Source organism: Lentibacter sp. (assembly GCF_029254145.1).
Lineage (GTDB): Bacteria > Pseudomonadota > Alphaproteobacteria > Rhodobacterales > Rhodobacteraceae > Lentibacter.
Genome location: NZ_JAQWYD010000053.1, coordinates 1 through 21,676, shown reverse-complemented (window position 1 = coordinate 21,676; position 21,676 = coordinate 1). Strand labels below are relative to the sequence as shown.

General features: G+C 57.0%; 24 protein-coding genes. 7 read left to right on the top strand and 17 right to left on the bottom strand.

Annotated elements, in window-relative coordinates; all coding sequences use genetic code 11:
- The coding region (gene zapE / locus P8O11_RS06030; RefSeq protein WP_300292692.1) for a cell division protein ZapE at positions 1–452 on the bottom strand (452 nt) is incomplete at its 3' end.
- A 124-nt stretch (positions 453–576) separates the two neighbouring features.
- On the opposite strand from zapE, the gene P8O11_RS06025 reads away from it, so the two are divergent.
- A complete protein-coding gene (locus P8O11_RS06025; RefSeq protein ID WP_300292690.1) occupies positions 577–1,764 on the top strand; it encodes a hypothetical protein in 1,188 nt (395 codons plus the stop codon).
- Positions 1,765–1,964: 200 nt separating this feature from the next.
- Positions 1,965–3,200: an MFS transporter gene (locus tag P8O11_RS06020; protein ID WP_300292688.1), complete on the top strand. Its 1,236-nt coding sequence runs from the start codon at positions 1,965–1,967 to the stop codon at positions 3,198–3,200.
- 5 nt (positions 3,201–3,205) lie between these two features.
- Here the strand turns inward: P8O11_RS06020 and P8O11_RS06015 are convergent, their stop codons facing one another.
- The 7 genes from P8O11_RS06015 to P8O11_RS05985 form a co-directional block, all read right to left on the bottom strand.
- Positions 3,206–4,120, bottom strand: a complete 915-nt coding sequence (locus tag P8O11_RS06015) for an NAD(P)-binding domain-containing protein (protein WP_300292686.1) — start codon at positions 4,118–4,120, stop codon at positions 3,206–3,208.
- Complete coding sequence (locus tag P8O11_RS06010) at positions 4,117–4,734, bottom strand: HAD-IA family hydrolase (RefSeq protein WP_300292684.1); 618 nt, start codon at positions 4,732–4,734, stop codon at positions 4,117–4,119. The genes P8O11_RS06015 and P8O11_RS06010 overlap by 4 nt, the downstream gene beginning before the upstream one ends.
- A complete protein-coding gene (locus P8O11_RS06005; protein WP_089892606.1) occupies positions 4,731–5,174 on the bottom strand; it encodes a YaiI/YqxD family protein in 444 nt (147 codons plus the stop codon). Before P8O11_RS06005 ends, P8O11_RS06010 begins: the two co-directional genes overlap by 4 nt.
- A complete protein-coding gene (gene sthA, locus P8O11_RS06000) occupies positions 5,171–6,589 on the bottom strand; it encodes a Si-specific NAD(P)(+) transhydrogenase (RefSeq protein ID WP_300292680.1) in 1,419 nt (472 codons plus the stop codon). Before sthA ends, P8O11_RS06005 begins: the two co-directional genes overlap by 4 nt.
- A gap of 9 nt (positions 6,590–6,598) precedes the next feature.
- Entirely contained in the window at positions 6,599–7,429 is an 831-nt protein-coding gene (fghA, locus tag P8O11_RS05995; protein ID WP_300292678.1) for an S-formylglutathione hydrolase, read from the bottom strand.
- Between the two features lie 76 nt (positions 7,430–7,505).
- Positions 7,506–8,195 carry a nitroreductase family protein gene (locus tag P8O11_RS05990; protein WP_300292676.1) on the bottom strand — a complete coding sequence of 230 codons (690 nt, stop codon included), beginning with the start codon at positions 8,193–8,195 and terminating at the stop codon, positions 7,506–7,508.
- A 4-nt stretch (positions 8,196–8,199) separates the two neighbouring features.
- Positions 8,200–9,132: an AEC family transporter gene (locus tag P8O11_RS05985; RefSeq protein WP_300292674.1), complete on the bottom strand. Its 933-nt coding sequence runs from the start codon at positions 9,130–9,132 to the stop codon at positions 8,200–8,202.
- Positions 9,133–9,198: 66 nt separating this feature from the next.
- On the opposite strand from P8O11_RS05985, the gene P8O11_RS05980 reads away from it, so the two are divergent.
- A complete protein-coding gene (locus tag P8O11_RS05980; protein WP_300292672.1) occupies positions 9,199–9,945 on the top strand; it encodes a hypothetical protein in 747 nt (248 codons plus the stop codon).
- On the opposite strand, the gene mbfA is transcribed toward P8O11_RS05980, so the two are convergent.
- Positions 9,942–10,919, bottom strand: coding sequence for an iron exporter MbfA (gene mbfA / locus P8O11_RS05975; RefSeq protein WP_300292670.1), 978 nt, complete (start codon positions 10,917–10,919; stop codon positions 9,942–9,944). The genes P8O11_RS05980 and mbfA overlap by 4 nt on opposite strands.
- Before the next feature lie 113 nt (positions 10,920–11,032).
- Here mbfA and P8O11_RS05970 point away from each other — a divergent pair, with 113 nt between their 5' ends.
- Both P8O11_RS05970 and P8O11_RS05965 read left to right on the top strand, forming a co-directional pair.
- A complete protein-coding gene (locus P8O11_RS05970) occupies positions 11,033–11,653 on the top strand; it encodes a TetR/AcrR family transcriptional regulator (protein WP_300292668.1) in 621 nt (206 codons plus the stop codon).
- 57 nt (positions 11,654–11,710) lie between these two features.
- Positions 11,711–12,049, top strand: coding sequence for a cupin domain-containing protein (locus P8O11_RS05965; protein WP_300292665.1), 339 nt, complete (start codon positions 11,711–11,713; stop codon positions 12,047–12,049).
- A gap of 241 nt (positions 12,050–12,290) precedes the next feature.
- On the opposite strand, the gene P8O11_RS05960 is transcribed toward P8O11_RS05965, so the two are convergent.
- Positions 12,291–13,499, bottom strand: a complete 1,209-nt coding sequence (locus P8O11_RS05960) for an aminopeptidase P family protein (protein WP_300292663.1) — start codon at positions 13,497–13,499, stop codon at positions 12,291–12,293.
- A gap of 151 nt (positions 13,500–13,650) precedes the next feature.
- Between P8O11_RS05960 and P8O11_RS05955 the strand changes: the two genes are divergently transcribed.
- Positions 13,651–14,637 carry a P1 family peptidase gene (locus P8O11_RS05955; RefSeq protein ID WP_300292661.1) on the top strand — a complete coding sequence of 329 codons (987 nt, stop codon included), beginning with the start codon at positions 13,651–13,653 and terminating at the stop codon, positions 14,635–14,637.
- Here the strand turns inward: P8O11_RS05955 and P8O11_RS05950 are convergent.
- Positions 14,634–15,416 carry an alpha/beta hydrolase gene (locus P8O11_RS05950; protein WP_300292659.1) on the bottom strand — a complete coding sequence of 261 codons (783 nt, stop codon included), beginning with the start codon at positions 15,414–15,416 and terminating at the stop codon, positions 14,634–14,636. The two genes, P8O11_RS05955 and P8O11_RS05950, sit on opposite strands and share 4 nt — an antisense overlap.
- Before the next feature lie 86 nt (positions 15,417–15,502).
- Here P8O11_RS05950 and P8O11_RS05945 point away from each other — a divergent pair, with 86 nt between their 5' ends.
- Positions 15,503–16,975 carry an NAD-dependent succinate-semialdehyde dehydrogenase gene (locus P8O11_RS05945; protein WP_300292657.1) on the top strand — a complete coding sequence of 491 codons (1,473 nt, stop codon included), beginning with the start codon at positions 15,503–15,505 and terminating at the stop codon, positions 16,973–16,975.
- A 62-nt stretch (positions 16,976–17,037) separates the two neighbouring features.
- Here the strand turns inward: P8O11_RS05945 and P8O11_RS05940 are convergent, their stop codons facing one another.
- The 6 genes from P8O11_RS05940 to P8O11_RS05915 all read right to left on the bottom strand — a co-directional run.
- A complete protein-coding gene (locus P8O11_RS05940; RefSeq protein ID WP_300292655.1) occupies positions 17,038–17,499 on the bottom strand; it encodes an Hsp20 family protein in 462 nt (153 codons plus the stop codon).
- 140 nt (positions 17,500–17,639) lie between these two features.
- On the bottom strand, positions 17,640–18,452 hold the full coding sequence (locus tag P8O11_RS05935) for a trypsin-like serine protease (RefSeq protein ID WP_300292652.1): 813 nt from the start codon (positions 18,450–18,452) through the stop codon (positions 17,640–17,642).
- Between the two features lie 72 nt (positions 18,453–18,524).
- Positions 18,525–19,811: a glycolate oxidase subunit GlcF gene (gene glcF / locus P8O11_RS05930; protein WP_300292650.1), complete on the bottom strand. Its 1,287-nt coding sequence runs from the start codon at positions 19,809–19,811 to the stop codon at positions 18,525–18,527.
- Positions 19,811–20,146 carry a hypothetical protein gene (locus P8O11_RS05925; protein ID WP_300292648.1) on the bottom strand — a complete coding sequence of 112 codons (336 nt, stop codon included), beginning with the start codon at positions 20,144–20,146 and terminating at the stop codon, positions 19,811–19,813. Before P8O11_RS05925 ends, glcF begins: the two co-directional genes overlap by 1 nt.
- The gene (locus P8O11_RS05920; RefSeq protein ID WP_300292646.1) at positions 20,143–21,261 is read right to left on the bottom strand and encodes an FAD-binding protein; all 1,119 of its coding nucleotides are present in this window, start codon (positions 21,259–21,261) and stop codon (positions 20,143–20,145) included. Before P8O11_RS05920 ends, P8O11_RS05925 begins: the two co-directional genes overlap by 4 nt.
- Before the next feature lie 4 nt (positions 21,262–21,265).
- The coding region (locus tag P8O11_RS05915) for an FAD-linked oxidase C-terminal domain-containing protein (RefSeq protein ID WP_300292644.1) at positions 21,266–21,676 on the bottom strand (411 nt) is incomplete at its 5' end.

Sequence of the window (21,676 nt, the reverse complement as noted above, 5' to 3'; positions counted from 1 at the left end):
CCCGCCTCAAACAGCGCCTCAAACAAGCGCCCGACAATCATCGCATCGGTGATATCGGTGATCTGCATCTCGTCAAAGGCAAGGCAGCGCACCTCCTTGATGACTTTGGCGGCCACAGGTGCAAGCGCGTCCTGGACATTGTTCTGGCGCGCCTCGTGCATCCCCTTGTGGATCTCCTGCATGAACGCGTGAAAATGCACCCGCCGCACAGGCACATCGAGACACTCAACAAAAAGGTCCATCAGCATCGACTTGCCACGCCCGACCCCGCCCCACATATACAGCCCACGGATCGGCTCGGGCTTCTTGGCAAACCAGCCTCGCTTCACAGGCTCTGCCAGTGCCACACGAATGCGCTCGAGCTCAGGCAAAGCCGCCTCTTGCGCCGCATCGGCCCGCAGCGTCCCATCAGCCACACGGGCCGCATATTCAGTGATCATATCGCGCGTCATAGGGCACTTCCTAGCGCCATTCACAACAGGCGCGCAAGCCGCTGCGAATGCGGTCGAGACCATTGCACCCGCCACTGCCCCGCTCTAAGATTTTCTGGTGGATTCAAAGAGTGCCAAAAACCCTATGACAGAAGCAGAAAAAGCCTATGCCGAAGCAGAACGCCTAATTGCCAAAGAGAAGGAGGAGCGGACTGGCGAACTTGATCTCTCTAATGATGAGTTTAAAGCGCTCTCCAAACTGCCCTCAGATATTTCAGACCTTGATTGGCTTAGTACGCTAAGACTGAACAATACTCAGATAGAAAGCCTTGAACCAGTTTCCACGCTTACAGCACTGATGCTACTCGAACTCAAGAACACGTCAATTATAGACCTAACGCCCCTTGAAACTCTCGAATCGCTCCGATGGTTGAACCTAAGCTACACTGCTGTAAGGGAGCTGGTACCGCTTTCAAACCTCCACAAGCTCTTTGCGCTTTTTCTTGGCAACACCCAAATCGAAGACATAGTACAAATTGAGTCTCTAAAATTGCTTAAACGTCTTGATATTGATAACTGCAAAATAGCTGATCTGAGGCCGTGTCGAAACTTCACGGAGTTAAGTTCGGGTGACTCATTTGAAGGCTTGTTCTTTACTAATATACTAGCATCACAGCTTGACCCACATCTTCACGAATTCAGTCAAGTTCAAAACCCTTATGACCGCACCCTTCAAACTCTCGACTACCTCAACAGCCTTGATGACGCCGAGTATGACGCCTTCCTTGCGCGACGAAAGCGCGAGCTGAGGATCGTAGAGGGAGAAGCAGTCCCAACCCCGCCCAAGCCCTCGCCGACAGCCAAGGCTCGCGCGCAAATCCTAGCGCCACGGCGCGCCCTGCACCGCAAAGTCATCCTGCCGTTGGCCGATCAAATCAAGACTGCGTTGCGCGAATGGCAAAACCAGACAGGTACAAACCAACTCCCCGAAGCGCTCCAGCTTGTCGAGCACCTCGCCAACGGCTTCGCCCTCGTCGTGCAGCAGAGCGACATCCAAGGCCTTGAAGCCCGCCTCGCCTATCTTGAGTCCGAAGGCCAAAAGCTCGCCACGCTCCTGAAACAAGAGCAAGCCAAAACCGCCGCTCTTGCGCATGAGCTTTCCGAGGTAAAAACCGCCAAATTCGCCCCTGCCTTCCGCGAAGAAATGGGCAAGCGCTCGGCTCAGATGGTGACAGCTGGCGTCTATGCTTTCACAGGGTTGGGAGTCACCTACCTCCTCGGCGAAGCGCACCCGATCACCAAAGCCCTGATCAGCGTAATTACTCCGAAATAACCCCCACCGAACGCTGCGTTTACCAAATTTCCCTAACAGAAATTAACGTTTAGGCGGTGCACGGGTTGTGCACGCCTTGTGCACGGTTTTCACCCCCCCTCCTTTTCGAGCGAACGCTACGTCTTAGGGTAAGTTAACAAATGAATAATTGACCTTCTCCCAGAGCCGCGCCAATGATCAATTGCGATCAGGAGACACCCATGCAAAAACAAGCCTCCCTTTTCACCCCTGTGCTCATCACAGGCTGCGTGATTATCCTTGTGTCCTTTGCCATACGGGCCAGCTTCGGTGTCTTTCAAATTCCCATCGCTCAGGAGTTCAACTGGCCCCGCGCCGAGTTCTCCCTCGCCATCGCGTTGCAAAACCTCGCATGGGGCATCGGCCAACCTTTCTTCGGCGCGATTGCCGAAAAAATAGGTGATCGTAAGGCTGTTATTATCGGCGCCTTGGTCTATGCGGCGGGGCTCGTGCTCTCGTCCTTCGCCGTCAGCCCGCTTGAGCACCAACTCTACGAAATCCTTATTGGATTTGGCGTTGCGGGCACGGGCTTTGGCGTCATTCTCGCGGTCGTTGGCCGCGCCAGCTCTGATGAAAACCGCTCCATGTCGCTCGCTATTGTCACAGCGGCGGCCAGCGGTGGGCAGGTCGTCGGCGCGCCCGTGGCCGAGTATCTTCTCGGCTTCATGTCTTGGCAGGATGTCTTCCTCGTCTTCGCCGCCGCCGTGCTCGCGCTGATCATGCTCTTGCCCTTCATGCGCGCGCCCGTCGCAGCCACCAAGCAAGAGCTCGAAGAGAGTATGGGATCCATCCTCAAACGTGCCGCGCGCGACCCGTCTTTCACGCTAATTTTTCTTGGCTTTTTCTCTTGCGGCTACCAGCTCGCATTTGTCACAGCGCACTTCCCCGCCTTTGTCACTGAGATGTGCAGCCCCATCGTTTCCGGCTCCATGCTCGACAACATCGGCGTGTCCTCCACCTCCGCTCTAGGCGCTGTCGCGATCTCGCTCATCGGGCTGGCCAATATAGCCGGAACGCTCACCGCAGGCTATCTTGGGAAGCGCTATTCCAAGAAATATCTGCTCGCCAGCATCTACCTCGCGCGCACCTTTGTCGCCGCCGCTTTTATCCTCACCCCCATGAGCCCCGCCACCGTGCTGATCTTCTCGGTTGCCATGGGCTCACTCTGGCTGGCAACCGTCCCGCTCACCTCAGGCCTCATCGCCCATATCTACGGGCTGCGTTATATGGGGACCCTCTATGGGATCGTCTTCTTCTCGCATCAGCTCGGAAGCTTCCTTGGTGTCTGGCTCGGCGGGCGGATGTATGACGCCTATGGAAGCTATACCGCCGTGTGGTGGTTCGGCGTTGGCGTCGGATTGTTTTCCGCACTTGTGCATTTGCCAGTGCGCGAAAAGCCACTGGCAGCGGCCGTTTAAAGGGCTTAGCGCGTGCGCCACGCCTCCAGAATGTAACGGCTGGTCATCAAATCAAGATGTGCGCCACCGCCATTTTTGAAAAGTGTAATTTCGGTATCTGATGTGCGCTGCATCTTCTCGGGTGTGTAATAATCCGCAATCAGATCGTCGCGTTGGATCACCCCCGATTGGAGCGGAATTTCGATCTCGCCGATATGGCCAACCGTCGTATTGTAGCTGTCCACAAAGAGGCGCGAGCGCGTCAAAGCCTCATCATCCGCCTCGCGCATGTCAGGGCGATAGGCGCCAATCAGATCGACATGTTGCCCCGCCTGAAGCCACGCTCCCATAAGGTTTGGCTCCGTCACCATCGTCGCCGATGTGATGATATCCGCTTCCTTGACAGCGGCCTCAAGACTCGTGGCCACTTTCATCCCTGGATAGTCTGCCGCCATCGCCTCAGCATTGGCTTGCGTGCGGTTCCAGACGGTAAATTCAGCATCAGGAAAGCCCGCGCCGTAAGCCTGCCGCAGCGAACGCCCAACAGTACCCGCGCCAATGATCAGGATCTTGCGGCTGTCTTTACGGGCGAGCTTGAGAGCGCCCAGCAAAGAGTCCCCTGCCGTCTTCCATTTGGTTACGAGATGAAAATCAACGATCGCCTCAAGGCTCCCGTCAGCATCAGAATAGAGGTTCACCCCGCCGCCCACGACAGGCTTGTTCGCTTGCGGATTGTTCGGAAAGATCGTGGCCGATTTCACAGCAATCCCCATCCCGTCGATCCAGGCAGCACGGCTCAAGAGCGTGTCTTTGCCGCGGTAGAGAAAGGTATCGCCAATCTCGGCCTTGGGCAGCTTGTGCCCCGCCTCAAAGGCCCGCGTCAGCCCGACCCAGTCGAGCAGCTTCTCACCCTCGTGGAACGGGACCATTTCAATGCTCATCGCGCAGCCTCCTCACTTAGAAATCCGTGTGACACCAGAGCTTGCGCCCAGCTGTCCTCGCTGTCAACGCGATGGGTCTGCCAGCCACGCGCGCGGGCGGTGGCAAGGTTATCATCGCGGTCATCCCCAAAAAGGAGACGCTCCGGCGCTATCCCGCAGTCGGCTTCAACGGCGGCGTAAATCTCGTCAAACGGCTTGCGCATTTTCATGTCGCCCGAGATATACACGCGGTCAAACTCCTGCAAAAAAGGATGCGCCGCAGCACTCCACCTAAAGTTTTCCGAGCCGAAGTTTGACAAAGCAAAAACAGGTACACCCGCCGCTTTTAGAGCGCGCAACAGCCGTACAGAGCGGTGCATCACATGGTCGGTCATCGGGAGCCACTCGTCACGCAGCATGAGCAGCTCTTCACCAAACACAGGGTGCGCGGCCGCCGCCTCGGCAATACTTGCGCCAAAGGGCGCGCCCGCATCAATCTCGTTCATCAGCCCGTGCAAATCATAGCCAGCAAAGAACGCCTGTTGCCGCGCTTTGCCCAAGCGCTTTGCATAGTAGCGTTCGGGCTGCCATTCGATCAGCACATTGCCGATATCAAAGACAACCGCTTCAATCACTTTGCCGCCTTCCGAAGCTCCCGCTCCAGCGCCTCCAAAAAGCGCGAGCGATCCGTTTTGGAAAAGGCTTTGCCCCCACCTTGTCGAAACGGGTCCGCCGCGCGCAAGTCATACATCAGGTCGCGCGTGGCCAGTACATTGCCAATATTGGCCGCCGTGAGCGCCTCGCCGTTGTGCTTGAGAACTTGCGCCCCCGCTTCCACACATTTGGCCGCCAAAGGAATATCCGATGTGATCACCACATCGCCCTTCCCCGCCCGCTCGGCGATCCACATATCCGCAATGTCGGGCCCGTCCGGAACGATCTCATGGCTCACATATGGGTTGGCAGAGGGGCGCAGCCCCCCGTTGCTCACCATCACAGCCATGATCTTGTGGCGGGTCGCCACGCGCTCTACTTCGTCCTTCACAGGACAGGCATCGGCATCCACATAAATCACGGTTTTTTCTTCACTTTGAATTCATCAGGGATCGGCATGCGATTAAATGCATCAAGCCCCGCAATTTTGTAGGCCTCCGCCAGTGTCGGATAGTTGAACGTGTTCTTCACAAAGTAATCGACCGTGCCTTTAAGGTTCAAAACAGCCTGCGCAATGTGAATAAGCTCGGTCGCGCCCTCGCCCACAATCTGCACACCAAGCACGCGCCGTGTCTTAAGGCTCACGAGCATCTTGAGCATCCCGTGCTCCAGCCCCATGATCTGGCCACGGCTGGTCTCGCGGAAGCGCGCCACGCCGATCTCGTAGGGTATTTCGCGCTCCTGCATCTCTTCCTCCGACATGCCACAAGTGCTGATCTCAGGGACAGAGTAAATCCCGTAAGGAAACCATGGGCTTTCCCCCAAAGTCGGCGTGTCCAGCGCATGACATCCCGCCACGCGACCCTGCTGAAGCGAGGTCGACGCCAGCGAAGGATGCCCGATCACATCGCCCGCTGCGTAGATATGGGGCACTTTGGTCTGATAGCTCTTGCGATCAACTTCAAGCCGCCCGCGGTGGTCTGTTTCAAGGCCAACAACCTCAAGCCCGAGCCTGTCTGTCGCGCCCATACGCCCCGCAGCAAAGAGCAGCATATCAGCGCGCACATGGCGTCCGTTCTCAAGGCTCACCTCGACATGTGTACCCGCATCCTCGATCTGCGTGATCGCCGACCCAAGCCGCAGGTCCACGCCGTTTTCCTTGATCTGATGGGTAAAGTCCGAAATGAGCGCGGAATCGATAAAGTCGAGAAAGCTGTCGCGCGGCTCGATCAGCGTCACAGTGACATCAAGCGCCGAAAACATCGTGGCATATTCGACCCCGATAACACCCGCCCCAACAACAACAAGCGAACGCGGGATCTCGGACATCTCCAGAAATTCATCACTGTCCACAACCGTGCGTCCGTTGAACGGCACATAATCAGGGCGGTAGGTCTTCGTTCCCGTGGCGATCAAAAACTTGTCGCCAGTGATGCGGCTGGTGTCGCCTGCTTCTGTGGCAACTTCGATCTCGTTTGGCCCGACAAACTTCGCCATGCCCAAAAGCGTATCAACGTGGTTGCGGTTGAACTGGTGCTCCAGCACATCCACTTCGTGATCCAGCGTCATATGAAGCCGCGCCTTGAGATCACCCGCGTCAATATTGTCCTTCACACGGTAAGAGCGCCCGTAAAAACTGCGCTCACGGTAGCCTGACAAGTTGAGCACCGTCTCGCGCAACGTCTTGGAAGGGATCGTCCCGGTATGAACAGACACCCCACCCAAGCGATCCTTACGGTCCACAACAAGCACCTTCCGCTTGAGCTTACCCGCCTGAATAGCCGCCGCGCGCCCCGCAGGGCCAGAGCCGATGATGATCAGATCATAATGCGCCATAGAGAGTCCTTACGCGTAAAGTGCTTCGGCATGAAAGGCGATGTGGTCTTCCATGAAGCTTGAAACAAAGAAATAGGAATGGTCATAGCCCTTCTGGAGGCGCAGCGTGGCCTCTTGGCGGCGCGCATTTGCGGCCTCCGCCAGCGCCTCGGGCTTGAGCAAGTCGATAAACTGGTCAGACGTGCCCGTGTCCACAAGCATGGGCCCATCAAAGCCCACATCGCGCATCATCAGCGCGGCATCATGGCGCGCCCATGCGGCCTCGTCAGCGCCAAGATAGGCTTTCAGTTGCTTGCGCCCCCAGTCGCTCGCTGTCGAATGACAGATCGGAGAGAAGGCCGAAACAGAGCGATACTGCCCCTTGCGTCCCATCGCCAGCGTCAGCGCGCCGTGCCCGCCCATAGAGTGCCCCGTGATCGCCTGACGCTCTGCATCAATCGCAAACTCCGACATGATCAGCGCAGGCAGTTCCTCGGCCACATAATCCCACATCTGGAAATGCGGCTTCCAAGGGTCTTGGGTCGCGTTGACATAAAAGCCCGCGCCTTGGCCAAGATCATAACCGTCGTCATCAGCCACACCTTCGCCGCGCGGTGATGTATCAGGGAACACAAGCGCAATGCCCTGCTCCGCGGCCCAGCCCTGCGCACCCGCCTTCACCATGGCGTTTTCGTGAGTGCAAGTCAGGCCCGAAAGATACCAAAGCACAGGCACAGGCCCGTCGCGCGCTTCTTCGGGCAGAAACAGCCCAAAGGTCATGTCACAGCCCGTGGCTTTGGAGGCATGGGAGTATACCCCCTGAACCCCGCCAAAACACTTGTTCTCTGCTACTGCTTCCATGGGCCGTGCCTCCGCTGTCACTCAAATTCACCACAAGCCATAACAAGGCCAATGCGCGGGGCCTATCCCAAAACGGTCAATCTTCGCTTAAAACAGTCATGATTTCGCTCAAAGGCTTCTTCATTTTCGCGCTCTGAGGTACGGTTGCGTTCGTCGCCGCATGGCCCACAGCAAGGATCATGATCGGCTTTTCATGCTCGGGCCGACCGCAAATGTCCCGCAAGAAGTTCATCGGCGCAGGCGTATGCGTCAGGCACGAAAGCCCCGCATGGTGGAGCGCTGCAATCAGAAAGCCAGACGCAATCCCCGTGCTCTCAGGCACATAGTAATGTTTAAAGCGGCTGCCATCCTCTCGCAGCCCGTAGCGCTGCGCAAAAATCACAATCAGCCAAGGTGCATCTTCAAGGTGCGGCTTGCTCACGCCCGTCCCGATGGGCTCCAGCGCGCTGAGCCACTCGTCCCCCGCAGCACCCGCATAAAAGCGCTCTTCCTCTTCTTCGGCGGCGCGGCGGATCTCGGCTTTGATTTTCGGATCAGAGATCGCCACAAAGTGCCAAGGCTGGTGGTTCGCCCCGCTCGGCGCAAGACCGGCAGCAGCAACACAGTCATCAATCACTGCGCGCGGCACGGGGGTCGTCGCGAAGTCACGCACCGTGTGACGGCGGCCCATCTCGGCGCGAAAAGCTTGTGCCGCGGCACGCATCTCTCCCTCACCTTTGCTGATATGATCAGGGATCGGGATCGGTTCGTAATCTTTGCTCATCATAGCCTCAATAGAGTTTGGTGACCCAAGCAATCACAGCCGAAACCGTCACAATGCTCACAGCCGTCGACACAAGAATAGAGGCCGAAACCCGATGCGGCGCAACCCCGTAATGTTGGGCAAGAATATAGACATTCCCCGCCACAGGCAGGGAAGCCGCCGCAATCATGACGGCTGCGGGATAGGGATCAACGGGGAACAGAATGAGCGCGCCAACGGCGACAAACAAAGGGTGCAGCACGAGTTTGCAAAAGCTGAGCCAGCTCGGAACAATAATCCGCTCCGCCGATTTTGACGCCAACGACGCCCCGATCGCAAACAAAGCGCCCGGCGTTGCAGCCGCCCCCAAAATAGACACAAATTCATTCACTGGCCCTGGCAAGGGCACACGGCTGGCGGACCACAACAGCCCCAGCACAATCGAAACAATCATGGGGTTTTTCAAAAGCCCAAGACCAACCGTTTTCAAAATTCCAATGCTCATCCGGCCGTCGCGCGCGCCTGTAATCAAGATCACAACAAGCGAGCCAAAAACGATAAGATCAATCGCCAGCAAGAGCATGATCGACTTAACGGCTTCTTCGCCCATCAAGAGTGCCAGCATAGGTATCCCGAGAAAGCCGACATTGCCGATCGCCGCACATTGCGCCTCGATTGCAGCCTCCTCGACACTCCGTCCCAGATAGAACGAAACCGCCATCGCAAGGCCGTAAACAAAAGCTGTGCCCCAGAGATAGGCCGCAATAAAGTGCCCATCAATCAGCTCGGCAAAGCTCAGGTTGGCCGCAAAGCGAAACAGCATAGCAGAGAGCGCAAAGTAGAAGACAAATTTGGTGATGTAAGACGTCGCCTCTTCGCTAAAAAACTTCGTCTTGCCTGCACCATAGCCCAGCGCGATGATGGCAAAAAATGGTAGTGTTTCCAGAAAAATCTCGATCATGCCTTTTCCTAGGTTCAGAATATAGGAAACTCAATCACATTTCCGTCTTATGAGAAGCCCCAACCGATGCTCGACGCCTATTTGCTGCACCACCGAGACACCACCAATGTGGGCGATTTGGCCTGCAGCCCTGCAGATTACTTTGATTTCGGGAAAAGCGATGTGGCGGCTTTTGGTGGGCCAGTTCCAGCGACGCGCCGCCTGATTATGGGCGGCGGGCAAATCTGGAAATCTTGCATCCGCACCCAGCGCCGCCACGCCAGCCGCGCCAAACACTCGATCCTTTGGGGCGTCGGGATCGGCCCTCAGGCTCTACGCTCACCCGAATACGCCGAGATGCGCGAAAGCTGTTCGCTGATCGGAACACGCTGCGCAGGCTTTGAAAATTTGGGCGCACGCTATGTGCCTTGCGCCTCGGCCATGTCCGAGCACTTTGACACAGCCCCGGCCCCAAGCCACGATGTCGTCATGTTCGCCCACGGGCGTTACTCCGATGATATCCCCCGCCTCGCTGGCACGCCCGAGCTGAGCAACCTCGATGTTTCGCTCAAAGACGTGGTCCACTTCCTCGCCAGCGGCGAAACCGTGCTGACAAACTCCTATCACGGAACTTATTGGGCTCTCCTTCTAGGCCGGCGCGTCATCTGCGTGCCATTTTCCCAAAAGGTTCGCTTTTTCCCCGATCCGCCCACTCTGGCCAAGCCACACAACTGGCAAAAGCACATTGGCAAAGCCCAAAGGGTCGAGGGCGCACTCGAGAAAGCGCGCGCCCTCAACCGCACGTTTTATGAAGATGTGATGAACCTGCCTTAACCACCCCCGATAATCACACCCGCCGCAAAGACAAGTGCACCCCCAAGCACAACCTGAAACGTGGCGCGTAAAAACGGCGTGTCCATAAAGCGGTTCTGGATCCAAACAATGGCCCAGAGCTCGATAAAGACAACGATGAAAGCCAATGCCGTCGCCGTCCAGAAATCGGTGATAAGATAGGGCAGCGCATGGCCCAGACCGCCCACCGTGGTCATGATCCCGCTGGCAAAGCCACGCTTCCAAGGGCTCCCACGCCCCGAAAGCTCGCCATCATCAGAGGCTGCCTCGGTAAAGCCCATAGAAATGCCTGCGCCAACAGAGGCCGCAAGGCCAACAAGAAATGTAGTCCAAGTGCTTTGGGTTGCAAAAGCCGTGGCAAAGATTGGCGCAAGCGTGCTCACCGATCCGTCCATCAAGCCTGCCAGCCCCGGCTGCACCCATGTCAGCAAAAATTGCCGCTTGGATTGCGCTTCTTCACTCTCAAGACTCGCATCATCCAAGTGCTCGTCTGTCAGCTCTCCCGCGCGCCGCTGATGGCCTGCTTCCGCCGCTGCCAGATCGCCCAGCAGCTTGCGGGTGTCTGCGTCCTGCGTGCGCTGCGCCGCGGTCAGATAAAAACGTTCCGCATCGCGCTCCATGCCCTCGGCTTCCTCTCGGATCCGTTCGATCCCGAGATTTTCAATCAACCAGACGGGGCGTCGCACATAATAACCCGCCACATGCTCACGGCGCAAAAGCGGGATCACTTCGCCAAAACGCCTGCGATGCAGCTCGATCAAAGCTTGCCTGTGGCCGTCTTCTTCTCTGGCCATGCCCTCAAATATTTTTGCAGTATCAGGAAACTCCGCGCGCAACTGCTGGGCGTAGTTTCGATAGATCTGCGCATCGTCCTCCTCTGAGGATATCGCAAGCGCCAAAACCTCTTGCTCCGTCAAATCCTTAAATCTGCGTCGCTGCGTCAAAAATCGCATCATGGCCTCCAACTTAGAACTATTCTAAAATAGAGCAGGTCGCCCCACTCTACAAGCAAAATCCCTTGCTGCTACTAAACTGTTCAGTTTAACCTTGAGGCAGCAAAAGGCACAGCATGAGCGCTCAGACCAGCACAGCGAGCCCGAAAGGGCGCAAATATGAAGACGTGCTCGGCGGGGCGCGAGAAATCTTCCTGCGCGACGGCTTTGAAGGCGCATCGGTCGATGACATCGCGCGCGCGGCAGGCGTCTCAAAGGCCACGCTCTACAGCTACTTCTCTGACAAGCGCGAGCTCTTTCGTGAGGTCACCCGCGTCGAATGCGAGCGCATGGCCGAAACCACGCTGGCTCGGATCGACTTTAACGCTCCTCCACGCGAGGTCTTCACAACCGCCGCCCATAGTCTCACACGCTTCCTCCTGTCGAACTTCTCCCTCCAGATGTTCCGCACGTGCGTCGCCGAGGCCGCCCGCTTCCCCGAATTAGGCCAGGCCTTTTACCAGAACGGCCCAGAAATGGGCCGCGCCCGTATGGTCGTTTACCTCAAGCTCGCAATCGAGCGAGGCCAGCTCCATGATGTTGATCCCGATATGATCGCCGAGCAATTCTCCGAACTCTGCCGCGCGCGCCTCTGGAGCCGCGCCATTTTCGGCGTCCAGACAAGCTTTTCAGAAGCCGAAATCAACGAGGTGGCCAATCACGCTGTCGAAACCGTCTTGGCCCGCTTCGCCGTCTAACAGATAATCTCCACAACACCTTACACGCACGCGCGCAAACACAACAAAGGACACCCCATGCCAAATTTGCTCAAAGTCGCGGCCTCCGTTGCCCCCGAAGTCGAGCGCCCCGCCGCAGAAAAACTCATCTCAGGTGACCCCGTCTTCACGACATGGAACCTTGAGGAGAAGGACGGGCTCTATGCAGGTATCTGGCAGTCGACCGTCGGAAAATGGCATGTGTCATATGACGAGTGGGAATACTTCCGCCTCCTTGAAGGAGTCTCGGTCCTGACCGATGCCGAGGGTCAAGAAACCCGCCTCACAGCTGGAGACAGCTTCATCATCCGCCCCGGCTTTTCAGGCACATGGGAAGTCGTCGAGACGACCCGCAAAGACTATGTGATCCGCCTCTAGTTCAGAGGCAGCGCACGCTGTATTAAGTTAATTTCGGTTAAGATTGGCCCATTTTGGCGGTGCACGGGTTGTGCACGCATCGTGCACGCTTTTCACCCCCCTAAAATCACACAAAACGCGACAGATTAATCAAGCCGTACGGCGCTCAAAACACTACTTTTTCTTTCCAAAAATATCCCGAGGGGGTCTGGGGGAGCAGCGCTCCCCCAGTGGGTCGGATTTGCACAGCAAATCCGAACTCTTAGCCAACCACGTTAAACTCGGGGCCATAAGGATAGCCCGTGATGTTCTCGTTGCCGTCTTCGGTAATGATCAGAATATCATGCTCGCGATACCCGCCAGCGCCGGGCTCACCATCCGCAATCGTCAGCATCGGCTCCATCGAAATCACCATTCCAGGCTCAAGAACCGTGTCGATATCTTCGCGCAGTTCAAGCCCTGCCTCGCGACCATAATAGTGGCTCAACACACCAAATGAATGCCCATAGCCAAAGGTGCGATGCTGCAACAGCTGATGCTCTTCAAACAGCGCATTGATCTGATGCGTGACTTCGGAACAGCTCGCGCCCGGCTTCAAAAGAGAGATGCCCAGCTCGTGTGCCGCCACGTTGGCCTCCCATATTTTGAGGCTCGCCGCATCCACTTCACCCACAAACATTGTGCGTTCAAGGGCAGTGTAATAGCCTGAAATCATGGGGAAAGTGTTGAGGCTCAGGATATCTCCACGCTCAAGTTTGCGCGCCGTAACGGGGTTGTGCGCACCGTCGGTGTTGATGCCAGACTGGAACCAGACCCAGCTGTCGCGATACTCCGCATCAGGGAAGCGCTTGGCAATTTCAAGCTCCATCGCATCGCGCCCTGCCATCGCCACATCGATCTCGCGTGCGCCTTCTTTCACGGCGTCACGAATGGCATAACCGCCAACATCGGCAACAGCCGCACCCGCACGGATCATGACAAGCTCGTCGGCTGACTTGTGCATCCGCTGCACCATGGTCGCGCCAGCGATATCGACAGTCTTGGCTGGCGAGAGGAAGCCCTCAAGCTTTACCATCTGCGCCATGCTGATATGGTCGCCCTCATAGCCGACAACCTTGCCCGCCCCTGAAACAGAGAGAACCGCGCGCCAGTAATTGTCACGCTGCCAGTCTGTGTAAGTGATGTTATCGCAGAACGAACGCCGCCAAGGTTGCCCCGCGTCGATCCCGGCCGAGATCGTCACACACTCCTCTGCCGTGACAACCAGCCCATATGGGCGCCCAAAAGAACAATAGGTAAAACCCGAATAGTAAGAAACATTGTGCATCGAGGTAAAGACAGCCGCCTCAACCCCCATGTCTACCATGATTTTGCGCAGCTTCGCGATGCGCGCTTCATATTCACTCACCGCAAATTGCAGCGGCGCTTTTTCACCGTTGTGAAAACGGTACATTTCTGGGCGTGCAGTCATAATGACCCTCCTTAGCACAAGAAAGGTCCCGGCGTTCAGGACTGAATGATAGACGCTTTAAGTCAGGCGGCGCCACCGCCCTCGCGTGCTTTCTCATTGCTGATTCTGCGCAATCTGGCAAGATAAATCGAAACACAAGTGGAGACGTCACATGCCGCAAGCTGGCCCGCTCAATCTCATCACAGATGTCGCAGGCCTGCGCGTGGGCAACGCCTCTGATTTCAATATCAAAACAGGCTGCACTGTACTCGTGGCCGATGCTCCCTTCACAGCGGGTGTCCATATCATGGGCGGAGCGCCTGGCACCCGAGAAACAGACTTGCTCGCCGCGGACAAGACTGTCGAGCAAATAGATGCCCTCGTGCTTTCAGGCGGTTCTGCCTTCGGGCTGGATGCCGCCTCTGGCGTTGCGGACGCTTTGCGCACGCAGGGTCGTGGATTTGCCGTCGGCGATCAAACCGTCCCGATCGTGCCCGCCGCAATCCTCTTTGATCTCATCAATGGCGGCGACAAAAACTGGGGCGAGAACCCTTACAAGCGCCTTGGCTGCGAGGCCCTCGCCAATGCCGCTGTCAGCTTCGAGCTCGGCCGCACAGGCGCAGGCACGGGCGCGACCACAGCCACTCTCATGGGCGGGCTTGGCTCCGCTTCGGTTGTGCTGCCCTCAGGCCATACCGTCGGAGCACTCATCGCCGTGAATGCGCTCGGCTCGGCCACAGTCGGCGCAAACAAGCACTTCTGGGCTGCGCCTTTTGAAGTGGCGCAGGAGTTCGGCGGCCACGGCCTGCCAACAGAGTTCCCAGAGCCGCACATGCCGCCAACCAAGCTAGCCGCGCACGCCAACACAACCATCGGCATTGTCGCGACAGACGCCACACTCACCCAAGCGCAATGCACCCGTCTCGCAACGGCAGCGCATGACGGCTACGCCCGCGCGCTTGTGCCTTCGCATACACCTATGGACGGCGACCTTATCTTCGCGGCGGCCACGGGCGCCAAGCCGCTCGAAAATCCGCTCGCCGACACGCTCTATCTGGGCCACGCAGCCGCAACAGTCGTGGCGCGGGCCATCGCCCGTGCCATCTTTGCAGCCAAAGCACTGGAAAACGACCCTTTACCCGTATGGCAGGCTCTCTAGCCCAGCAAAATTCTCAGCATCTCACTCTCTGCATCTGCCAATCCATCCACCACGTCAAAGTGATGTTTGCCAGCGTCGTTAACGAGACCACACTCCCAAGCCTCGCTGAGCCAGCGCGCCTGATCCAGAAAGGCAGGGCGCTCGGCAGAGCCGACCCAGACAGTCACAGGGCATTCGACACGATCCTCCATAAAGATCGGGCTTTCCGCTACAGCCTCAGCCGCTTCAAGCTTGAGGTCTGCATTCATCCAGGTCTGCATAAGCGGGCGTAAATCTGAAAGGGGAGAAATCGGCATCACATGCGAGAGACGCCCCGCCACTGTCTCAGGCAGCATCCCCCGCGCCAGCATTCGTGCCACAAGATGTCCTCCCGCTGAATGCCCGGTCAAAGCAATTGGCCCCCCGACAGCTCCGGCGGCAAGGCTCACCGCAGAGGCAATCTCACGGGTGATCCCCCCGATAGACGCCTCTGGGCAGAGCGTATAGCTCGGCATCGCCACAGCCCAGCCGCGCCCCAAAGCACCCGCCGCCAAATGGGACCAATAGCTTTTGTCGAGCATCCGCCAGAAACCACCATGCACAAAAATAAGCAGCCCCTTCGCTTGGCCTTGCGGGCGAAACAGATCAAGCTTTTGTCTGGCAGCTGGCCCATAGGCCAAGTCAAGCTCCGCACCCTCTGTCATATCACGAAACGCAACAGCCTCCGTCTCCCACTTGGCTGGAAAGCTATCTCCCTCAGGAATATAAGCTGCATTGGCATAAGCATCATCGAGCTCCATCCTACCCTCCAATTTGATCAAATCATCTGGACAAACCTATGCGCAAATGGTTTCCCTTGGCGAGATACAATCGCGCGGAGGCTGCTATGCTTGATACACCAACAAACCTCAAATCCTTGCTCAAAGACCCTACGCTCCTGAGAACGCAGGCCTATGTGAACGGCGCATGGATCGACGGAGAGGGCACATTTGATGTGATTAACCCCGCCCGAGGTGATGTCATTGCTCAAGTCACCGACCTGACGCGCGCACAAGTCACAGAGGCTATCGCCGCCGCCGAGGTTGCGCAAAAAGACTGGGCCAAATGGACAGGCAAAGAGCGCGCCGCCGTGCTGCGCCGCTGGTTTGATCTGATGGTCGAGAACACCGATGACCTCGCAACTATTCTGACCACCGAAATGGGTAAACCACTGGCCGAGGCCAAAGGCGAGATCGGTTATGGTGCATCCTTCATCGAGTTCTTCGCCGAAGAAGCCAAGCGTATCTATGGCGAGACAATTCCTGGCCACCAGCGCGACAAACGTATCACAGTCATCAAGCAGCCTATCGGCGTGGCCGCTTCGATCACACCTTGGAACTTCCCCAATGCGATGATCACGCGCAAGGCCGCACCCGCTCTCGCGGCTGGCTGCGCCATGGTTGCGCGCCCTGCCGAGCTGACACCGCTTTCAGCGCTCGCTCTTGGCGTTCTGGCCGAGCGCGCGGGTATACCTGCAGGTGTGCTCAACATCGTGACAACATCTGACGCCTCCTCAACTGGCCTGGAGTTTTGTGAAAACCCAACCGTACGCAAGCTCACCTTCACAGGCTCCACAGCCGTGGGCCGTATCCTTTTGCGCCAAGCCGCGGATCAAGTGATGAAATGCTCTATGGAGCTTGGCGGCAACGCTCCCTTTATCGTCTTTGATGATGCCGATCTTGACGCTGCCGTTGACGGCGCGATCATGTGCAAGTTCCGCAACAATGGCCAGACCTGCGTCTGCGCCAACCGCATTTATGTGCAAGCTGCTGTCTATGACGCTTTTGCCGAAAAGCTCGCAGCGAAACTCAAGGATATGAAAGTTGGCGACGGCTTGGAAGACGGCACGGTCTTTGGCCCACTGATCAACGAAAAAGCCGTGACCAAAGTGCGTAGCCATATCGACGACGCGCTCTCCAAAGGCGCGAAAGTCGCGTTTGGCGGCTCACAGCACAACCTCGGCGGCACGTTCTTCCAGCCGACGATCATGACAGGCGTCACCCAAGACATGCAGGTCGCTCAAGACGAAACTTTTGGCCCCATGGCACCACTCTTCAAGTTTGAAAACGAAGACGAAGTGATCGCAATGGCCAATGACACAATCTTCGGCCTCGCCAGCTACTTCTATGCCAAAGACCTGAGCCGCGTTTACAAAGTTGCAGAGGCGCTCGAATACGGAATTGTCGGCGTGAACACCGGTATTATTTCGACCGAAATGGCCCCCTTCGGCGGCATCAAACAGTCAGGCCTTGGCCGCGAAGGCAGCCACCACGGCATCGAGGACTACCTTGAGATGAAATACATCTGCATGGCGGTCTAACCGACCATATCCAATCGTGAGGGCGCGGGTTTTCAAGCCCGCGCCCTTTCTATTCAGAGCATTCAGTTGACGGCTTTTGCCTCAACCACATCAGCGGCAGGGGCTGAGGCGATCTCAATGCGCCGAGGCTTCAGCGCCTCAGGTACTTCCTGCACAAGATCAATATGGAGCATCCCGTCCGCATGGCTCGCGCCAGTCACGCGGACATGCTGCGCCAGCTGGAAGCGCCGCTCAAAAGCGCGCGTTGCAATGCCACGATGCAAAAATGTCCGCTCGCTTTCGCCCTCAGCCTTGTTCGCCGAGACAACAAGCGCGTGTTCTTTTACTTCTACAGAAAGGTCAGCGTCGGAAAATCCTGCAACAGCAATCGAAATCCAGTAGCCGTCGTCAGCGGTTTTTTCGATGTTATAGGGCGGGTAGCTCGCCTGCCCGACATCTTTTGCCATAGCACGGTCCATGAGGTCGGCGATCTGGTCAAAGCCGACAGTGGCGCGGTAGAGCGGGGTCAAATCAAAGTTACGCATGGTTCATCCTCCATTGAGCGATACCAAAGGTTCAGCCTTCCTCAAGGGACAGGCCATAAAGTCGCAAGGCCCATCATTGACCCCTTACATCTTTCAAAGTGGGAATGGTTTTTCAGAGTTTCAAGAGGGCAAGAACGGAGTCAATTCTTGATAAATTTCGCACCCGTATCGCGTGTCTGCCCCACGGTGATGCGGTTCATCCTTGGACCCTTGTCTTGAAAGACCCCGCCGCCCGCCGCAAGTTCTGCGCGCAAAAGAGCCAGCGGCGTCTCAAGCTGCGTTCCAAGTGAGACAGGGAGTCCCTCAACTTCGGCTTTGGCCGATACAACAGAGACAATCCGTGGCGTACCATCTCGGAAACTGAAGATAGGGGCACCAGACGAGCCGAAATCAACAGTGCAAGAAGTTACCAAAACGCCTTGTTGGCGGGCAAGAACCCCGCAGACTTCTTGCAAGCTCGGCGCTTCTGAGCGGTCCAAAGCATAGGACACAACCCCAATTTCATCGCCCTTTGCGGGGCGTTCGTCCGTGGCAAAGGGAATGATTGTTGTGTTTCGGATGGGGTGGTGTAGCTCCAACAAAGCGACATCATTGCGGACGCGCTCCGCTGTCGCTTTACTAGAATAATCATAGTCGGGATGCACAACAGCGCGCTTCACCATCCGATATGCAGACGCACGCCCGTTGCGCCAACCTGCGAGAAATTCGATCTGTGCATGATCAATCCGTTTTTTTGTTTGCGAGCTATACAAACAATGCGCAGCCGTCAGCACCAAATTGGGGGCGATCAAAGCCCCCGTACAAAAGCCCTTGCCGTCAATGTTGAGTCGCCCGACGGCTTCCCAGCCACGGCTGTCATCCCCCGTATCAAGCCGTTTCAAACTGGAGGATTGCGCTGCCAAAGGGCTGGCAACCAGCCCAGAAAAAACAGCAAAGAGAAGCGCACGCAGCATAAGGTCCGAAGCCTTTTCCAATCCAGAGGGCCGAGCTATCGAAAACTTATGGCAAAATTAGGGCATCAGCCCTCAACTCATGAGTGCACGTGGCTTTGGCCCACCAGTCGCCCAGTCCAGAAGCTCCACCGTATGCACAACAGGAACACCAGTGCCCCCACCGATCTGCATCATACAGCCAATATTGCCCGCAGCAATCACATCAGGCTGCTTTGCCTCCAACGTGTCCACTTTGCGGCGCTTAAGTTCTTTGGAAATTTCAGGCTGCATAAGGTTGTATGTGCCCGCGGATCCACAGCAAAGATGGCTGTCCGCTGGTTCGACGACTTCAAAGCCAACCCGCTTAAGCAAGTCTTTCGGAAAGGTTTTGATCTGCTGACCATGCTGCAAACTGCAAGCTGCATGATAAGCAACGCGGATGCCCTTAGCCGCACCTTCCGGCAGATCAAGCTGCATCAGAAGCTCACTCACATCCTGCGCCAGATCAGCGACCTGTGCGGCCTCTTTGGACTTGCCGCTCTCGCGGAACATATGGCCATAATCCTTAACAGTCGTGCCGCAGCCCGAGGTGTTGATCACAATACTATCCAGTCCGCCACTATTGGCCTCTGCCACCCATGCGTCGATATTCTTTTCCGCCGTCGCGTGGCTCTCCTTGGTCTTGCCCATGTGATGCGTGAGTGCCCCGCAACAACCCGCGCCTTCGGCGATCACAACTTCACACCCAAAGCGGCGCAACAGGCGGATGGTCGCATCGTTGATATCGGTGTTAAGCGCCTTCTGCGCACAGCCCGTCATCAGCGCAACCCGCAGCTTCTTCTCACCCTTGGGCTGAAAGGTCTGCGGGTCGTCATTGCGGCTTACAGGCGGGATTTCTTTCGGCGCCATCTCAAGCATCGCGCGCAAGCGTGCATCAGGCACAAGCGCCTTGAAAGGCTTCGCGATCTTTGCGCCCAGAAGCGCCAGACGGAAGCGCATTGGATAGGGCAAAATTTGTGCCAAGACCCAGCGCAAGGCGCGCTCCGCTATGGGGCGCTTGTAGTTATTTTCGATATACTCGCGCGCATGATCCACGAGGTGCATGTAATGCACACCACTAGGGCAAGTAGTCATACAAGCCAAACAGCTCAAACAGCGGTCCACATGCATCACTGTCTTCTTGTCAGGCACGCGCTCGTTTTCGATCATATCCTTGATCTGGTAGATCCGCCCACGCGGGCTGTCGAGCTCATCTCCCAGTATCTGATAGGTTGGACAAGTCGCGGTGCAAAATCCACAATGCACACAGTTGCGCAAAATCTCGTTGGCACGTGCAGTGCCAGAGTCTTTGAGCTGCTCAGGAGTAAAATTTGTTTGCATCAGCCTGTCATCCAATCTGCGGCCGCCAGCCCGATCCATGGGATCACACACGCCATAGCGCCCACCGCTTTTGTCAGGGCCAAGCCCCGTGTTGTTTCCACCCGCCGCATCACGGCACGGACGCACAGCGCCACCGTACCGACCCATGCAAGCCAAAGCATCGCCAAAGTCTCAAGCCCAGGTGCTCGCTCCGAGAACAAGGCTGCCGCCGTCAAAGCCGCAACAATGGACCCGCCCAAAACAAAGCTCATCTGTGTTGCTGACCGCTGCGTCAGCAAGAGCATCAAAAGCGGCCCACCCAAAAAAACGGTGAAATAGACCGCGCCCAAGCTCATCCCCGCACCATCAGCGCTGGGTTAAACAGTCCCTTCGGGTCAAACCGCTGCCGCAAGCCATGGCTCAAACGCGCAACACCCGCAGCTTCGGGCTGAAAAGCACAGCGTTCAAATGAGCCCTTCACGCGTGTCGCGTGGCCACCATGCGCCGCGCAGTAACTCTGTGCAAAATCAGCAAGGCTCTCCTTGTCTGACGCAAGCCATGCCAGCCCACCAGCCCAATCAAGCTGCGTCTCAAAACGATGTTCAGCCTGAGCAGGCGCCAAGAACCTGGGCATATCTGTGGGCCGCAAGGAAACCCGCGTCAGGAAAGCATGATCCGCAAATGCAGTCACATCGCGCAGACCCCGCCAAAGCAGGGCCGAGGCTTCGGCCTCTATACGCTCCACCGCACCAAAGCGGGCCAACACTGTTTCAAGCGCATTCAAGCGGTATGCCACCGAAGGCGCAAACCCCTCTATACGCAAATACACAGGCCCATTTTGCGCAGCACCCGTCACCTCATAAGGCGAGCCAAGCGCCGCGGACATCGCTTCAACGGCAACGGGCGCATCCGCAACATGCAGAGCCAGCGTGGCTTCTGTTTCAGGGCAAGGCATGACCTTGAGACTCACTTCGCTCATCGCCCCCAGCGTACCCCAAGAGCCTGCCATCAGTTTAACAAGGTCATAGCCAGTCACGTTTTTCACAACACGGCCACCGTTTTTCAAGACGCGGCCCATCCCGTCAACAAAGCGCACACCAAGTGCGAAGTCGCGGCATGCCCCTACCGAAATACGCCGTGGTCCGCTTACATTCGCAGCCACTGCGCCGCCAATCGTTGGCGCGCCTTGCGTCCCCAAAAGCGTGCGATGATCCATAGGTTCAAACGAAAGCCGCTGCTTCTCTGCCGCCAAAAGCGCTTCGATTTCTGCCATGGGCGTTCCCGCCTTGGCCACAAGCGTCAGCGCACCTGGTTCATAATCAACCACGCCACTGATCCCGCTCATGTCGAGAACATCTTGTGCAATGGAATGCCCAATGGCGCGCGTACCGCCACCTTGCAGTTTCACAGGGGCCTGCAGTCCAGCAACAATCTCGGCCAGCTCGGCCTCGGTTTTCGGGGTAAATTTCATGTGGCTACTCCGCCGCAATCCGCCGCGCCTCACTTGAGGCCAGCGGGAAAACTTTGGCAGGGTTCAGGAGCCACTTGGGGTCAAACACATCCTTCACCGCCATCTGTATATCCAGATCATCAGGCGCAAACTGATCCAGCATCAAATCACGTTTCTCGATGCCAACCCCGTGTTCGCCCGTCAGGCAGCCGCCCACTTCAACGCAAAGCTTGAGCACTTCAGCGCCGAAGGCCTCGCAGATCTCCAAGTCCCCGGGCTTGTTCGCATCATAGAGGATCAGCGGATGCATATTACCGTCGCCCGCATGAAAGACATTTCCCACCGCGAGGCCGTATTTCTGGCTCATCTCACCAATGCGCTTCAAGACATAGGGAAGCTGGCTCACAGGGATCGTGCCATCAAGGCACATGTAATC

Bases quoted from the DNA above. Each gene is read 5' to 3' on its own strand.
- P8O11_RS05990 (WP_300292676.1), bottom strand. From the start codon at position 8,195: ATGATGAGCAAAGATTACGAACCGATCCCGATCCCTGATCATATCAGC.
- glcF (WP_300292650.1), bottom strand. From the start codon at position 19,811: ATGCAAACAAATTTTACTCCTGAGCAGCTCAAAGACTCTGGCACTGCA.
- P8O11_RS05965 (WP_300292665.1), top strand. From the start codon at position 11,711: ATGCCAAATTTGCTCAAAGTCGCGGCCTCCGTTGCCCCCGAAGTCGAG.
- P8O11_RS06020 (WP_300292688.1), top strand. From the start codon at position 1,965: ATGCAAAAACAAGCCTCCCTTTTCACCCCTGTGCTCATCACAGGCTGC.
- P8O11_RS05920 (WP_300292646.1), bottom strand. From the start codon at position 21,261: ATGAAATTTACCCCGAAAACCGAGGCCGAGCTGGCCGAGATTGTTGCT.
- P8O11_RS05980 (WP_300292672.1), top strand. From the start codon at position 9,199: ATGCTCGACGCCTATTTGCTGCACCACCGAGACACCACCAATGTGGGC.
- fghA (WP_300292678.1), bottom strand. From the start codon at position 7,429: ATGGAAGCAGTAGCAGAGAACAAGTGTTTTGGCGGGGTTCAGGGGGTA.
- sthA (WP_300292680.1), bottom strand. From the start codon at position 6,589: ATGGCGCATTATGATCTGATCATCATCGGCTCTGGCCCTGCGGGGCGC.
- P8O11_RS05935 (WP_300292652.1), bottom strand. From the start codon at position 18,452: ATGCTGCGTGCGCTTCTCTTTGCTGTTTTTTCTGGGCTGGTTGCCAGC.
- P8O11_RS06025 (WP_300292690.1), top strand. From the start codon at position 577: ATGACAGAAGCAGAAAAAGCCTATGCCGAAGCAGAACGCCTAATTGCC.
- P8O11_RS05955 (WP_300292661.1), top strand. From the start codon at position 13,651: ATGCCGCAAGCTGGCCCGCTCAATCTCATCACAGATGTCGCAGGCCTG.
- P8O11_RS05950 (WP_300292659.1), bottom strand. From the start codon at position 15,416: ATGGAGCTCGATGATGCTTATGCCAATGCAGCTTATATTCCTGAGGGA.
- P8O11_RS06015 (WP_300292686.1), bottom strand. From the start codon at position 4,120: ATGAGCATTGAAATGGTCCCGTTCCACGAGGGTGAGAAGCTGCTCGAC.
- P8O11_RS05960 (WP_300292663.1), bottom strand. From the start codon at position 13,499: ATGACTGCACGCCCAGAAATGTACCGTTTTCACAACGGTGAAAAAGCG.
- P8O11_RS05940 (WP_300292655.1), bottom strand. From the start codon at position 17,499: ATGCGTAACTTTGATTTGACCCCGCTCTACCGCGCCACTGTCGGCTTT.
- P8O11_RS05985 (WP_300292674.1), bottom strand. From the start codon at position 9,132: ATGATCGAGATTTTTCTGGAAACACTACCATTTTTTGCCATCATCGCG.
- P8O11_RS05945 (WP_300292657.1), top strand. From the start codon at position 15,503: ATGCTTGATACACCAACAAACCTCAAATCCTTGCTCAAAGACCCTACG.
- mbfA (WP_300292670.1), bottom strand. From the start codon at position 10,919: ATGATGCGATTTTTGACGCAGCGACGCAGATTTAAGGATTTGACGGAG.
- P8O11_RS05925 (WP_300292648.1), bottom strand. From the start codon at position 20,146: ATGAGCTTGGGCGCGGTCTATTTCACCGTTTTTTTGGGTGGGCCGCTT.
- P8O11_RS05970 (WP_300292668.1), top strand. From the start codon at position 11,033: ATGAGCGCTCAGACCAGCACAGCGAGCCCGAAAGGGCGCAAATATGAA.